Genomic DNA, 16,529 nt, shown 5'->3' with positions numbered 1-16,529 from the left:
ATGACCGATCGGAAAGTGACAACAGATGCGTCACTCCTCCACCTCGTCGGCGCACTGCGCGACCAGGACCTCGGTCCCGGCCGCCCGGAACTGATCGATCGCGTCCCCTGCTGTGCGATCACTGGTGACCAGGTGCCCGATCTGGTCGGACGGCACCGTCTGCGCCATCGTCTCCAGGCCGATCTTGGTGTGGTCGGCCAGCACCACGATCTCCTCGGCCGCCGCGGCCATCGCCCGGTCCATCCCGGCCACCACCAGGTTGGGTGTCGACAGCCCGCGCTCCGGAGTGAGCCCGTTGCCCGACATGAACACCCGCCGTACCCGCATCCCGGCCAGGGCCTGCTCGGCCACCGACCCGACCAGCGCGTAGATCGACCCGCGCAGCGTGCCCCCGGTCATCACCACCTCGATGCCCCGGGAACGGGCCAGCTCCTGCGCCACCAGCACCGAGTTGGTCATCACGGTGAGCTCGCGGAACCCGGCCAGATGCCGTGCGAAGGCCTGCGTGGTGGTGCCGGCGCCGACGCAGATCGCGTCACCCTCCTCCACCAGGCCCGCGGCCAGCGCCCCGATCGCGACCTTCTCCCGGGCCGCCACCACGGACTTCTCCGAGTAGCTGGGCTCGTGATTCAGGCCACCGGTGGAGACGGCGCCGCCGTGCCGCCGGTCGAGCAGCCCCTGCGACTCCAGCAGCCGCAGGTCACGGCGCACCGTCACCTCGGAACTGCCCACGACCCGGGCGAGTTCACGCAGGGAGACCGCGCCGTTGGCCCGGACCAGCTCGAGAATCTTCTGGCGGCGCTCGTCGGCGAACATCCGGCGAGCATAGACCGGACAGGTGGAAGAACGGTCCTAAGTGATCAGAAGGGGCTTCAACCCGATCAGCATCCGGTTCAAGAGCAGTCATAATCTGGTGTAGCCCGAGCTCGTGGGCCACGATGTGGGCCCGAGCAGAACCGTGCCCGTTGACCGTGCACCCGTCGCCGAAGGCGTGTCGTGACCCAGAACAATGATGTCGAACCCACTCAGGCCGTCGCCGCCGCCTTCGCCGACCTCTACGGAACCGCTCCGCAGGGCATCTGGTCTTCACCCGGCCGGGTGAACCTGATCGGTGAGCACACCGACTACAACAACGGCTTCGTGATGCCCTGCGCGATCCCCGACCGGGTCACCGTCGGTGCCTCGAAGACCGAGGGCCGGGTGCTGCGCGTCGCCTCCGCCCAGCAGGAGGGCACGGCGCAGATCGACCTGGACCAGCTCGAGCCGGGTTCGGCCGAGGGCTGGGTCGCCTACGTCGCCGGTGTCGCCTGGGCGTTGCAGAGCAAGGGCTTCGCCCTGCCGGGGGCCGACCTGTTCCTGGACGGCCGGGTGCCGCTGGGCGCGGGCCTGTCCTCGTCCGCCGCGCTGGAGTGTGCCGTCGCGATCGCGCTGGTCGACCTGGCCGAGCTGTCCGACCCGCCGCAGGGCCTGGCCCTGGCGCAGCTCGCGCAGTTCGCCGAGAACGAGTACGTGGGCGCCAAGACCGGTCTGCTCGACCAGGCCGCCTCCATCCTCTGCACCGAGGGTCACGCCCTGCTCTTCGATGTGCAGGAGCTCAGCACCCAGCAGGTCCCGTTCGACCTGGCTTCCGCGGGCCTGTCCCTGGTCGTGATGGACACCCGGGTCGCGCACAGCCACGCCGGTGGCGAGTACGGCGACCGCCGCCGGTCGTGCGAGCAGGCCGCCGCCGAGCTCGGCGTGCCCGCGCTGCGCCAGGCGACCGTCGCCGACCTGGACCGGCTGACCGACCCGGTGCTGAAGAAGCGCGCCCGCCACATCGTCACCGAGAACGACCGGGTGGTGGCCGCCGGCCAGGCGATGAGTAACGACGACTGGACCACGTTCGGCCGTCTGATGGTCGAGTCGCACGCCTCGATGCGCGACGACTTCGAGATCACCTGCGAGGAGATCGACGTGACCGTGGAGGTCGCGCTGGCCAACGGGGCCGTCGGCTCGCGGATGACCGGTGGCGGTTTCGGTGGTTCGGCGATCGCGCTGGTGCCGGTCGAGAAGGTGACCGCGCTGGGTGACGCCGTTCTCGCCACCTTCGCCGAGAAGGGCTGGGTCACGCCGATCATCCGCGTGATGGAGCCCTCCCGGGGCGCGGGCCGCGACCAGTAGGTCAGCAGGTCGGCAGGTCAGCAGGCCGACTGGGCACTTCTCGTTGCCCGGACGGGCAAAAGGCACCTCACCGAAAGGGTAGGTGTCTTTTGTCCGTTTTCCTGATGTGCTGACGCCACGGCGAAGGGAGCTCGCATGCGTCAGCAGTCATTCCGGAGAGCCACATTCAAACGGGGGACGTCGGTCACGGCAGCGGTCGTCCTCGTGGTGGGCACGTTGCTGGCGGGTGGGGCCGGACCGGCCTCGGCCGCCGCCGTCTGGGAACCCAAGACCCCACCGATGACCACCCCGTGGACCGACCAGGTGTCCACCGACAAACCCCTGCCCGAGTACCCGCGTCCTCAATTGACCCGTGCGCAGTGGCAGAACCTCAACGGGATCTGGGACTTCGAGGTCACCCCGAGCAGCCGCACCACCCCGCCGGACAGTTTCAGCGAGAAGATCCGCGTGCCCTTCGTGGCCGAATCGGCGCTGTCGGGCATCCAGCGGCGCATCACCGGTGACGACAGGCTCTGGTATCAGAGGACGTTCGTGGTTCCCTCGGGCTGGCAGGACCGGGTGCGGCTGAACTTCGACGGTGTCGACAACCGCACCGACGTCTGGGTGAACGGCACCAAGGCCGGTGCCACGCACGACGGTGGCTATGACGCCTTCGGGTACGACATCACCGGCCTGCTCAAGGCCGGGGACAACACGCTGACCGTCGGGGTCTGGGACCCGGGCAACGCGGGTACGCAGGCCGTGGGCAAGCAGGAACTGCAGAGCGTGCAGCCGGAGACCGGTGGCGGCATTTTCTACACCTCTGCCTCCGGTATCTGGCAGACGGTCTGGCTGGAGCCGGTCAATGCCACGCACATCACCAAGGTCGACCTGACCCCCGATCTAACGTCGTCCACGCTGAAGGTCAAGGCGGCGGTCACGGGCCAGGGGACGTCGGTGGTCACCGTCTCCTCGAACGGCCAGAAAGTGGTCAGCGCGAGTGGGGCGGCCGGGCAGACCATTTCGCTGAAGATTCCGAAGCCTCACCTCTGGACGCCGGACGACCCCTTCCTCTACGACGTCAAGGTGGAGCTGCGCAAGGGGCAGAACACTGTCGACACGGTGGGCTCGTACGCCGGTATGCGCTCGATCGCGGTGAAGCAGGTCGACGGCAAGCAGCGACTCGTGCTCAACGGCGACTTCCTCTTTCAGTCGGGCACTCTCGACCAGGGCTACTGGCCCGACGGGATCTACACGGCGCCCACCGACGAGGCCCTGAAGTACGACCTGGAGCTGCTGAAGTCGACCGGCTTCAACATGGTGCGCAAGCACATCAAGGTCGAACCGCAGCGCTGGTACTACTGGGCCGACCGGCTGGGCCTGATGGTCTGGCAGGACATGCCCTCCATGCGCCCCGACTACAAGGCCGACGCGGCCGCGAAGGCGCAGTGGGAGAAGGAGTTCAAGGCGATCATCGACCAGCACCGCAGCTCCCCGTCGGTGGTGCTGTGGGTGGCGCAGAACGAGGGCTGGGGGCAGTACGACCAGGCCCGCATCGCCGACATGGTGAAGGCCTACGACCCGACCCGTCTCGTCGACAACATGAGCGGCGTGAACTGCTGCGGCGCGGTCGACGGCGGTAACGGCGACGTGCTCGACAACCACAACTACACCGGGCCCGGAACGGCCCGGCCGACGGCGACCCGCGCCGGGGTGGTCGGTGAGTTCGGTGGTCTGGGCCTGAAGGTCGCCGGGCACGAATGGTTCCCGGGCGGTGGCTTCAGCTACGAGGACCAGGGCACGGCGGACCGCCTGAACCGCCGTCTGGTCGGCCTGTGGACCCAGATGACCACGTCCGGCGTGCCGTCGGGACTCTCGGCCTCGGTCTACACCGAGACGACCGACGTGGAGAACGAGGTCAACGGTCTGGCCACCTACGACCGGCAGGTGGTCAAGGTGGACGTGGCCCGGCTGAAGGCGGCCAACGAGAAGCTGATCGCGGCGTCCCCCTCACCGGCTCCGGTCACGATCGAGAAGGGCAGGCACTCGATCCGGGTCACCACCGACGGGTTCGCCAACCGCTACATCCGGCACCGGGAAGGCCTCGGCTACACCGAGGTCGTCGAGACGGCCAGCTCCGACCTGCTCAAGCAGGACGCGACCTGGAACGTCGTGCCGGGTCTGGCCGACAGTTCCTGCTACTCGCTGGAGTCCGTCAACTATCCGGGAACCTACCTGCGACACCAGGCCTTCCGGGTGAAGCAGAACAAGAGTGACGGATCCGCGCTGTTCGCCGCCGATGCCACCTGGTGCGCGGAGAAGGGCACCAACGGGGTGAAACTGAGCTCCTGGAACTATCCCGGACAGTACCTGCGGCACTACAACGCCGAACTCTGGCTGGCCACCCCGGGCGGGAACTCGGCCTACGACGCCGATCCCTCGTTCGACGCCGACACCACCTGGGCCGTGGAAGCCCCCTGGGCCCCTTAACCGCACAATCCTGCTCGTGATCATGCAAAACCTCCCCGGAATTCTAGAACTCTGAGAGTGGGAGTTCTAGAACGCTGGGGAGGTTTTGCATGATCACGGCGGGTTGAAGGGGCGCATCGCTCGCAGTCAGCGATCTTGCTGCGGACGGGCTACGACTCAACTCTCCCCGTCCATCCCTCTAGAACCGGGCCGCGGCAACCGAGTGTGACTGAACCGGGGCACTTTCCCGGAACGGTCGACCCGCGGCCGGGTTCTACGGTGGGGGTGTGGGATGTCGTCGTCTCGCTCCTGGGGGACAACGGCACCCTGGCCGGCCAGGGTGCTGGTCGTCGTGCTCCTGGCCTGGGTGCTGATCCCGCTCACGGCCCAGCGCAGCGACGCCTTCGCCGGCATCGTGATAGCCGGCGCCTACGGCGGCCGGGACCTGGGCAGCGCGGCCAGCCCGGCGAACACGATCTACTCCCAGGCCAGTTATCCCGCCACCCCCAGCGCGAACCAGGGGTCGGTGGGCGGCCTGACCACCCTCGGGGCCATGAGCAGCACAGCCACGGCCGACCCCCTGACCGACACCGCCTCCTCGACCGCCAACTCCGGTGGTCTGTCCGTCGCGGGCGTTCTCAGCCTGGCCGCGGCCTCGGCGACGTGCACAGCGACACCGAGCGGGGCCACCGCCACCGTCCAGGCATCAGGGCTGACCCTGCTCGGGCTCCCGGTGAACACCGTCCCGGCCGGCAACATCCCGCCGAACACGACGATTCAGCAGACGGACCTCTTCGGCCAGAACACCGGCTACATCACGTTCAACGAGCAGACCTACACCACCTCGGGCGGCCAGTACTACATGGTCACCAATGCGGTGCACGTGGTGAACAAGACCACGGCCGGAGTGGTCACCGGCAATATCGAGCTGGCCCACGTGGAGTGCGGAACCACCGCCCCGATCACCCCGGTCATCAGCTCGATCGCCCCGAACCAGGGCCCGGGGACCGGCGGTACCACGGTGACCGTCACCGGCATCAACCTGTTCGCCATCACCAGCGTGACGTTCGGCGCGGCGAACGCCACGAGCTACGCGATGAACGTCAGTCGGACGACCCTGACCGCCGTGGCCCCGGCCGGCACCGGCATTGCCAGCATCCGGATCACCAACGTGGCCGGCACCTCGGCCGACACGGCGACGGACGACTTCTCCTACATCCCCAAACCCACCGTCACGGCCGTAAATCCGGTCATCGGGCCGACCGCGGGGGGAACCTCTGCCGTCATCACCGGGACGAACCTGGCAACCGCGACGGGGGTGAAGTTCGGGGCGAACACCGCAACCAGCTTCGTCGTGAACAGCAACACGCAGATCACGGCGGTGGCCCCGGCCCGCTCGGCGGGGCAGATCGACATCACGGTGACGGCGGTGGGCGGCACCTCGGACGCCGTGACGGCCGACCAGTACACCTACGTCGCCCCGCCCACGGTGACGAACGTGTCGCCCCCGACCGGGCCGCTCACCGCCGGTACGAACGTCACGGTCACCGGTACCGACTTCACCGGGGTCACGGCCGTGCGGTTCGGCGCCACGAACGCCGTCAGCTACACCGTCAACAGCGCCACCCAGCTCACCGCGGTCGCTCCCGCCGGCAGTGTGGGGCCGGTCGATGTCACCGTGACGGCCGTCGGCGGCGCCTCGGCCACCGGCTCCGCCGACCTCTACACCTACGCCGCGGTGCCGACCGTGACCGCCGTGGTGCCGTCCTCCGGACCCACCTCGGCGGGCACCAGCGTCGTCATCACCGGCACGGCCCTGACCGGCGCGACCGCGGTGAAGTTCGGGACCACCGCCGCGACCGGCTTCACGGTGAACTCCGCCACCCAGATCACCGCGACCGCCCCGGCCGGTACCGCGGGCCCGGCCGACGTCACCGTGACCACACCGGGCGGCACCTCCCCGGTCTCCGCCGCCGACCAGTACACCTACGTGACCGCGCCCGCCGTGACGTCCATCAGTCCCACCCGGGGCCCGCTCGCCGGGGGCACCACGGTGGTGATCACCGGCACCACCCTGGGCGGGGCGTCGGCCGTGCGGTTCGGTGCCCTGAACGCGACCTCGTTCGTGCCGAACAGCCCCACGCAGATCACCGCCGTGGCCCCGGCCGGGGCCGCCGGCACCGTCGACGTGACCGTGACGACCGTGGGCGGAACCTCGGCCACCTCGTCCGCCGGCCGGTTCACCTACGTCGCCGCCCCGGCGGTCACGAACGTCTCGCCCCCTGCGGGCCCGATCGCGGGCGGCACCGGCGTGACCGTGACGGGCACGGATTTCACCGGCGCCACGAGTGTGACCTTCGGCGGCACGGCCGCCACCTCGGTCACGGTCAGCAGCGACACCCAGATGGTCGTCACCGCCCCGGCCCGCACCGCGGGCACCGTGGACATCGTCGTGACGGCCCCCGGCGGCGTCTCGGCGACCAGCAGCGCCGACCAGTTCACCTACTACAACGCCCCCACGGTGACCGCGCTCTCCCCGGCCTCCGGCCCCACCACGGCGGGTGCCAGTGTGGTCGTCACCGGTACCGGCCTGACCGGGGCGACGGCGGTGAAGTTCGGGGCCGGCACCGCGAGCAGCTTCGTCGTCACCAGTTCCACGCAGATCACCGCGGTGGCACCCTCCGGGAGCGTGGGCCCGGTCGACGTCACGGTGACCACGCCCGGCGGCATCTCGGCCCTTACCCCGGCCGACCGGTACACCTACCTCGCGGCGCCGACCGTCTCGGCGGTGAGCCCCGGACGGGGACCGCTCGGCGGGGGCAACTCGGTGGTGATCGCCGGCGCGAACCTGACCGGCGCGTCCGTGGTGAGGTTCGGTACGTCGAACGCCGCGTCGTTCACGGTGAACAGTGCCACCCAGATCACCGCCGTGGCCCCGGCCGGCTCGCTGGGCCCGGTCGACGTGACCGTGACCACCCTGGGCGGCACCTCGCCCACGTCGTCGGCCGGCCAGTACAGCTACGTGGCAGCGCCCACGGTGACGGCCGTCTCGCCCACCACCGGCAGCACCACGGGCGGAACCACCGTCACCGTGACCGGAACGGGCTTCACCGGCGCATCCTCCGTGTCGTTCGGCGGTACCCCGGCCACCGGCGTCATCACGGTCAGCTCCGACACCCAGATCACCGCCGTCTCCCCGGCCCACGCGGCGGGCCCGGTCGACGTGACCGTGACCGCCCCGGGCGGGGTCTCGGCCACCAGCGCCGCCGACCGGTTCACCTTCGTCGCCCCGCCCGCCGTGACCGGCCTGAACCCGAGCGGCGGCGCGGCCATCGGCAGCCTGACCCAGGTGGTCACCATCACCGGAACGGGTTTCACCGGGGCCACCAGCGTGACCTTCGACGGCTACCCGACCATCCAGATCCTCAGCGTGACCCCGACCCAGATCCAGATCCGCGGTATCCCACCGCATCCCACCGGACAGGTGCACGTCCAGGTCACCAACCCCTACGGCACGAGCGATGCCATCCCCGCCGACCTGTACACCTACCAGGGTCTGCCCACGCTGACCTCGATCTCGCCGGCCAGTGGGCCGACGGCCGGGGGCAACACCGTGGTGCTGACCGGCACCGGGTTCCTGACCACCACCGACGTCTCGTTCGGGGCGAACGCGGCCACCTACACGGTGAACTCGGACAGCCAGATCACCGCGACCGTACCCGCCGGATCGGCCGGGGCCGTGAACGTGGTGGTCAGCACGCTCTACGGGCTCACCGGGGGTTCGAGCCCGTTGCAGTACACCTACGTCGTGGCGCCTGCGGTGACCTCGGTCTCGCCTGTCGCCGGTCCGGTGGGCGGGGGCACGGTGGTCACGATCAACGGCACCGGATTCAGCGGGGCGACCGGGGTTTCGTTCGGTGGGGTGGCGGCTACCGGGGTGTCGGTCAGTTCTGGCTCGCTGATCACGGTTTTCGCTCCGGCTCAGGCGGCCGGGCCGGTGGACGTCACGGTCACCACGGTCGGTGGAACTTCGGCTGTGGTGGCGGGAGACGTTTACACCTACGTTGCTGCCCCGGTGGTGACTGCTGTCGCGCCTTCGGCCGGACCGGTGAGTGGGGGCACTACCGTGGTGGTCACGGGTATCGGCTTCACCGGTGCTTCCTCCGTGTCGTTCGGCTCGACTGCTGCCACCTCGTTCACGGTCGACTCGGGCACGCGAATCACCGCCGTTGCCCCCGCCGGAACTGCTGGAGCAGTGGACGTTCGGGTCACCACGGTCGGTGGAACCTCGGGTGTGGTGGGGGGAGACGTCTACACCTACGTCGCCGCCCCGACCGTCACCTTGGTCGCTCCTTCGGCCGGACCGCTGGCCGGCGGCTCCACCGTCGTGGTGACGGGTACCGGATTCACTGGGGCTTCGGCGGTTTCGTTCGGGTCGGGGTCGGCCACCTCCTACGTGGTCAACTCGGCGACCCAGATTACTGCCGTGGCTCCCCCCGGATCCGCCGGAACAGTGGACGTCCGGGTCACCGCGGTCGGCGGCACCTCTGCCGTGGTGGTCGCCGATCGGTTCAGCTACCAGGCCGCACCCGCCATCACGGGGCTTTCGCCCACGCACGGGCCCGTCGGTGGCGGGACCCTGGTGTCCATCACCGGATCCAGCTTCACCGGCGCGACCACGGTGACGTTCGACGGGATCGCGGCGGCCGGGGTGATCGCGGTCAGCACTGACACGCTGATCATCGCCCAGGCTCCCGCCCACGTCGCGGGCCCGGTCTCCGTGGTGGTGACGGCGCCGGGCGGGACCTCGGCGGCGGCCGGCTTCCTGTATGTCGGCACACCAGTCGTTTCCGGTCTGTCACCGCTGAACGGGCCGATCGCGGGCGGCACCTCGGTCGTCATCACCGGGACGGGGTTCACCACCGGGTCCGGGGCGACGGCCGTGCAGTTCGGTGGAACGAACGCTTCGACGTATACGGTGAACAGCGATACCCAGATCACGGCTGTGACCCCGCCGCACGGGGCCGGGGCGGCCGGGGTCACGGTCACGACCGCTGACGGCGGTACCTCGGCACCCGGTACCTTCACCTACATTCCCGTGCCCACCGTCACCGGGATCTCGCCCGCCCAGGGGCCGGAGGCGGGCGGCATCAGCGTGATCGTCGGCGGAACCGGTTTCACCACGGCCAGTTCCGTGCGCTTCGACGGGAATTCGGCCTCCTTCACGGTGGACTCGGACACCCGGATCACCGCCGTCGCCCCGGCCGGTACCGGCCGGGCCGACGTCACGGTGACCACGGTCGGCGGGGCCTCGGCCACCGGCGCGGTCGATCGGTTCCGGTACGTGGGGACGCCCACCCTGACCTCGGTGAGCCCCACCAGTGGTCCGGTGGCCGGGGGAACATCGGTGACGATCACCGGCACGCAGTTCTACGGCGTCACCGGGGTGTCGTTCGGTGGTGTCGCGGCGACGTCGTACACCGTGGTGGGGCCGACGCAGATCACCGCCACCACCCCGGCGGGTAGTGCGGGGCCGGTGGATGTTCGGGTGACCACCGGTGATGGGGGGACTTCTTCGGCCGGAACATCATTCATTTACGTTGCCGACCCGGTCGTCGCGTCACTCCTGCCGGCCGGCGGTGCTACTGGCGGCGGCGCCGTCGTCGTCATCAGTGGTTCCGGGTTCAGCGGGGCGACAGCCGTGCGTTTCGGCTCGGTCCCGGCCGCGTCGTTCACCGTCAGCAGCGGCTCGCAGATCACCGCGGTGAGCCCGGCCGGTGCGGTCGGGACGGTCGACGTGACCGTGGTGGGCCCGTACGTGACCTCAGCCACCTCGTCCTCTGATCGATTCACCTACGCCGCCGGACCCACCCTGACCGGCGTGACCCCCTCGGCCGGGCCGCTGGCCGGTGGCACGGTGGTGAGCATCGCCGGAACCGGCTTCACCCTGACCTCGACCGTGACCGTCGGGGGCAACGCGGCCACCTCGGTGCAGTACGTGTCGCCGGCCCAGCTGTCGGCCGTGGTGCCGGCGGGCAGCGCCGGTCCGGCCGACGTGGTGGTGGCCACACCGTACGGTCAGGATTCGCTGACCGGTGGATACGTCTACTGCACAGCGCCTTCGGTCTCGGCCCTGACCCCGGACGCCGGCCCGGAGTCCGGCGGTACCGTCGTCACGATCACCGGCACCGGGTTCACCGATGCCACCCAGGTGCGGTTCGGGTCGTCCGTGGCCACCTTCACCGTCTCCACGGACACCCGGATCACCGCCACCGCTCCGGCCGGTACCGGCAGTGTTGATGTGACGGTGACTGGGCCGGGCGGTGTTTCGGTTCTCTCGGTGGCCGATCGCTTCCGTTATGCGCCGGTGCCGGTGGTCACGTCGCTGTCTCCTGTTTTCGGGCCGACCGCGGGTGGAACGACGCTGACCCTGACCGGTACCGGCCTGACGGATGTCAGTTCGTTAGCGGTGGGCGGTAGTTCAGTTTCTTTTACCGTGGTCAGTGATTCCGTCGTCACTCTGGTTACTCCGCCCGGGTTGCCGGGGAACGCGGCCGTGGTGGTGACGACGGCGGGTGGAACGTCCGCGCCGATCTCGTTCCGTTATGCGGATGCTCCATCGGTGAGCGGTCTTTCGCCGGATGCCGGGCCGCTCGGTGGCGGTACCGCGGTAACGGTCACCGGTACCGATTTCGCCCCGGGCTCGACGGTGACGTTCGGGGGCGTTGCTGCTGTCGTGCAGTACGTGAGCCCGACGCAGCTGATCGCGGACTCGCCGGCGCGGGGGTCGGCGGGAGCTGTGAACGTGGTGGTGGCAACGGCCTACGGAACCTCCGCCACCGGAAATCTTTTCACCTATAAAGTTTCTCCGACTTTCAGTGGGGTCTCGCCGGGTGCCGGTCCGGAGGCCGGGGGAACGCTGGTCACCGTTGACGGGTCTGGATTTACCGGGGCTTCGAATGTTTCGTTCGGTGGGGTTGCCGGGACCGGTCTGACGGTCAGTAGTGATACGCGGATCACTGTCTTCGCTCCGGCTGGTTCGGGGATTGTGGACGTGGTGGTCACCGCTCCTGGTGGAGTTTCGGCCGTGTCGGTGGCTGGCCGGTATCGGTATGCGCCGGTTCCCGTTGTTACCCGAGTGAACCCTTCGTCGGGTCCTCTGTCCGGCGGGACTTCGTTCACTGTCACGGGTTCCGGGTTCTCGGCCGCTACGGATGTCACCGTGGACGGTGTTTCCGTCGGATTCAGCCTGGTCGACGGCTCGACGCTCACCCTGACCACGCCCTCTCATGCGGCCGGGTCGGTGCCGGTGGTGGTAGTGACGCCGGGTGGGACCTCGGCTCCCGTCACCTTCACCTACGTCAACGCCCCGACCGTGACCGCCCTGACGCCGGATGCCGGGCCGCTGAGCGGCGGTACCGCGGTGACCGTGTCCGGTACCGGATTCACCCTGGCCTCCACCGTGGCGTTCGGCGGGGCGGCGGCTGCCTCGGTGCAGTTCATCAGCCCGTCCCAGCTCATTGCGGTATTGCCCGTCCGCGGTTCGGCGGGTGGGGTGAATGTCGTCGTCACCACGGCCTACGGGTCTTCGGGGCCGGGGAACACCTTTACCTACACCGATGCCCCGACCATCTCGTCCGTCTCTCCGGGAGCCGGGCCTCTCTCGGGTGGCACCACGGTCACCCTTGCGGGTTCCGGGCTGACCGGGGCTTCGGGGGTGACCTTCGACGGGGTGGCGGCCGTCTCGTACACGGTGAACAGCGACGCTTCGATCACCGCGGTCGCTCCGGCGGGTTCCCCGGGTAATGCCGTGGTGCGGGTGACGACCGTGGGTGGTTCCAGTACCGGTGTCTTCCGCTATGCGAATGTGCCGATCGTTTCCGGGGTCTCGCCGGTCGCCGGGCCGGAGGCCGGCGGAACGCTGGTCACGGTCGACGGTTCGGGCTTCTTCGGCGCGACGGTCGTGCGCTTCGGGGCGGTCGCGGCCTCGGGCTTCACCGTCAGCAGTGATTCCCGGATCTCCGTGTTCGCGCCACCCGGAACCGGGACCGTTGACGTCGTGGTGACGGCTCCCGGCGGAGTCTCCGCGTCGTCCTCTGCTGATCGTTACCGCTACGCCCCGGTGCCCTCGATCGGCACCGCGGCCCCGGACACCGGACCGCTTGCCGGCGGTACCGTGGTCACACTCTCGGGCAGCGGGTTCATCGGGACGACGGGCCTCACCATCGGCGGCGTCCCCGTGGTGTTCACCGTGCTGAACGACTCGACGATCACCTTCACCACCCCGCCGGGGTCGGCCGGTTCCGCGGACATCGTCGTGACCACGCCGGGCGGAGTCAGCGCGCCGGTGATGTTCACCTACGCCGATATCCCCTCCGTCCATGGCGTTTCACCGGACGAAGGGCCGATTGCCGGGGGCGCGATCGTCACGATCACCGGTACCGGGTTCGGTGGCGCCACGGCTGTCGCATTCGGTGGAGTGCCTGCCACCGGGTTCGCGGTGATGAGCCCCACCCAGATCACCGCGACCAGCCCGGCCCAGGCCGTGGGCGTGGTCGACGTGCGGGTGACCGGGCCGGGCGGAACCACCGCGACCAGCAGCGGCGACCGGTTCACCTATCGTGCGGTTCCGGTCATCGGTGCGCTCTCGCCCAGCTCCGGGCCGGTGACCGGTGGTACCCCGGTTACATTGTCGGGCAGCGGGTTTGACGGTGCGACCAGTGTGAGGGTCGGGGGAGTGGCCGTGCCGTTCAGCGTGGCCGACGACTTCACCATCGCCTTCACCACTCCGGCGGGCACCGGTGCGGCCGCGGTGATCATCTCGACCGCCGGTGGATCGGCCGGTTCCATCTTTACTTTCGCGGCCGCTCCGACCGTCACGGCCCTCGCTCCGGCGGCCGGTCCGCTCTCCGGCGGGACGTCGGTGACCATTGACGGCACCGGGTTCACGCTCGCGTCCACGGTCGCCTTCGGTGCCCAGCCGGCCGCGTCCGTCCAGTTCGTCGGTCCGACCCGGCTCGTGGCCGCTGCGCCCGCAGTGCCGTCGGCGTCCACCGTCAGCGTGGTCGTGACCACCGCCTACGGCAATTCCGGCGCCGTCAGCGACTTCATCTACACCGACGTTCCGGTGATCACGGGCGTTCAGCCCGCATCGGGCCCGTTGAACGGGGGGAATACGGTAGTGATCAGTGGTTTCGACTTCAACAGCGCCACCGGGGTCAGCTTCGGCCCGGTGGCGGCAGTGAGTTATTCGGTCATCAGTGACACCGAGATCTCGGCCGTGGCGCCCGCCCAGGGGGCCGGGCCGGTGGACGTGTTGATCAGCGGAACCGGTGGCACATCACCGATCACGATCGGCGGCCGCTACCTCTACCTGGCCGTGCCGGTGGTCTCGAGCCTGGCTCCGGATGCCGGCCCGACCGCCGGGGGCACCGGCGTCACGATCACCGGCACCGGCTTCACCAATAGCTCACAGGTGACATTCGACGGCACGCCCGCCGGTTCGGTGCAGTTCGTCTCGGCCACCGAGCTGGTCGCGACCAGTCCCGCGCACCCGGCTGGAATTGTGGACGTCGTGGTCACCACGGCGGGCGGGTCATCGTTGCTGGGTGGGGCTTTCGAGTACCAGGTCGCACCGGTCCTGAGCGGTGTGGCGCCGTCCTCGGGGCCGTTGGCCGGGGGGACCACCGTGACCCTGTCGGGTTCCGGTTTCACCCCGGCGTCGACGGTGAGGTTCGGTTCCCTACCGGCCTCGGTGCAGTACGTCTCGGCGAACCGCCTGGACGTGGTCAGCCCGGCGGGTTCCGCGGGGGCGGTGAACGTGGTGGTCACGACGGCGGGTGGTGACTCCGCGCCGGAGATCTTCAGCTACCTGGACATCCCGGGAATCAGCAGCGTGACACCGGCTTCCGGACCGCTGGCCGGTGGTTCCGTGGTGACCGTGCGCGGTTCGGGCTTCACCGGCGCGACCGCCCTGCGGTTCGGGGCGCTGTCCGCGACGAACTGGACGGTCAGCAACGACACCACGATCACGGCGGTGGGGCCCACCCCCCCGACCGGCGGCCCGGTGAACGTGACCGTGACGGCTCCCGGGGGACCGACACCGGCGACGTCCACCAGCACCTACGCCTACGTGGCCGCACCCGTCCTGACCGGGGTGACCCGTGTGAGCGGACCGGTGACCGGCGGCACCTCGGTGACGATCCGCGGTGCCGGTCTCACCGGCGCGACCAAGGTGCTCATCGGTGGGGTGGCGGTCACTTTCACCGTTCAGGACGACACGACGATCACGGCCGTCACCCCACCGGGATCCTCGGGTGCGGCCGATGTCGTGGTGACCACCGTCGGAGGTGACTCCGCGCCGGGAACCTTCACCTACGTCCCGGTGCCCCTGATCGTGACGCTCTCGCCGGACGCCGGCCCGACCGCGGGCGGAACCACCCTGACCATCAATGGTTCCGGCCTGGCCGGGGGCACCGTGACCGTGGACGGCGCGAGTGTCACACCGGACTCGGTGACCGATTCGTCCATCATTCTCCGCACTCCCGCCCACCCGGCCGGGACGGTGACCGTGCGGGTGGCGACCGCCGGAGGGGCGGCGGACAGCCAGTTCACCTACGTGGCGCCGCAATCCACGCCGGTGCTGTCGTCGGTCGACCCGGCGAGCGGGCCGGAGGCGGGCGGAAATACGGTCACGCTGACCGGGGTGGGATTCACCGGGGCCACCGAGGTGAAGTTCGGCGCCGGGCCGGCGAGTTTCACGGTGGTCGACGACTCCACGGTCACGGCTGTGGTCCCGGCCGGAATTGCCGGTGCGGTGCTGGTTTCCGTGACCACGCCGAACGGTACGACCGGTGGGACGGTGAGCTACTCCTACGTGGAGCCGCCGGTGGCGCCGACCGTCACCGGGGTGACACCGGCCTTCGGGCCGGTTGCCGGCGGCACGCCGATCACCATCACCGGAACCGGTTTCGACGCGGACACCACGGTGACGTTCGACGGTGTGCCGGGTTCCGGGGTGGTGGTCGGGGCCTCGACGACCCGCCTGTTCCGGGCCCTGCCGAGCGGGATCCGGGCCGCCTCGTCCACCTCGCTGACGGTACTGACTCCCGCGCACGCCGAGGGACCGGCCGCGGTCACCGTGACGAACACGGCCGGAAGCGCAGACGCGGAAATTGATTTCACCTACGTTCCGCCGCTGCTGGAGGCCACGATCAGTCTCGAGGTGGAGGTGAACGCGGCCACGGCCGTGGCTCCGCAGGGCTCGTTGTCCGCGGGCCTGAAGGTGCTGGCGTGCTCGATCCCGAACCGGGGCGCCAGCTCGGTCGCCGCCAGTGCGGCCTTCTGCCGCTACACCGCCCCGGACCAGGCGGGCACCGACGCCTTCACGATGCAGATCACCGATGCGATCGGGCAGACCGCGACGCAGGCCGTGCGGATCACGGTGGTCGAGAACGATCCCGGTGGGCAAGGTACCGGCGGGGGTGGGGGAAACGACGGCGGCGGCACCGGATCGGGTGGTGGCGGCGGTAATGACAACAGCGGTGGGTCGGGCAGCGGCAAACCGGGTAGTGGGGGAGGTTCGGGATCCGGTGGTGGCGGGGGCAACGACACCCCCGGCCGTGGGGACCCGACGATCGGCGTCCCCACGCCGACCACGTCGCCCGTCTCCCCGGTCCCGACCACATCCCCCGTACCCGAAGCCGCGACCCCGAGCCCGACCCCGGCCCCCACGGTGTTCAACGGGGCCCTGCCCAAGAGCCTGCTGATCCCGCTGATCATCGGCATCGGCGCCCTGCTGGTAGCGGTGCTGGCGGCGAGCACCTGGTACCTGTGGTGGCCCTGGCTGCTCCTGCTCCTGGCCCGTCGCCGGCGGCGGAAAAACGACGACTAGGGCGAGGCAGGGCCCCTCCTTCCTTCCG

4 protein-coding genes are annotated in these 16,529 nt (G+C 69.8%); 3 read left to right on the top strand and 1 reads right to left on the bottom strand.

All coding sequences use genetic code 11. The annotated features are described in order from the left end of the window. Nucleotides 1-30: 30 nt before the first annotated feature. Nucleotides 31-816, bottom strand: coding sequence for a DeoR/GlpR family DNA-binding transcription regulator (locus LR393_RS22325; protein WP_231486093.1), 786 nt, complete (start codon nt 814-816; stop codon nt 31-33). Between the two features lie 180 nt (nt 817-996). On the opposite strand from LR393_RS22325, the gene galK reads away from it, so the two are divergent. The 3 genes from galK to LR393_RS22310 all read left to right on the top strand — a co-directional run bounded on the left by galK (nt 997) and on the right by LR393_RS22310 (nt 16,501). Continuing rightward, nucleotides 997-2,160: a galactokinase gene (gene galK / locus LR393_RS22320; protein WP_231486092.1), complete on the top strand. Its 1,164-nt coding sequence runs from the start codon at nt 997-999 to the stop codon at nt 2,158-2,160. Nucleotides 2,161-2,295: 135 nt separating this feature from the next. Beyond that, complete coding sequence (locus LR393_RS22315) at nt 2,296-4,629, top strand: AbfB domain-containing protein (RefSeq protein ID WP_231486091.1); 2,334 nt, start codon at nt 2,296-2,298, stop codon at nt 4,627-4,629. Between the two features lie 271 nt (nt 4,630-4,900). After that, on the top strand, nt 4,901-16,501 hold the full coding sequence (locus LR393_RS22310; RefSeq protein WP_231486090.1) for a beta strand repeat-containing protein: 11,601 nt from the start codon (nt 4,901-4,903) through the stop codon (nt 16,499-16,501). Nucleotides 16,502-16,529: the final 28 nt, after the last annotated feature.

The sequence above is a fragment of the Kineosporia mesophila genome (genome assembly GCF_021129235.1).
Classification (GTDB): domain Bacteria; phylum Actinomycetota; class Actinomycetes; order Actinomycetales; family Kineosporiaceae; genus Kineosporia; species Kineosporia mesophila.
The sequence above is the reverse complement of the archived record's forward strand: the minus strand, read 5'-3'. Positions and strand labels throughout refer to the sequence as shown.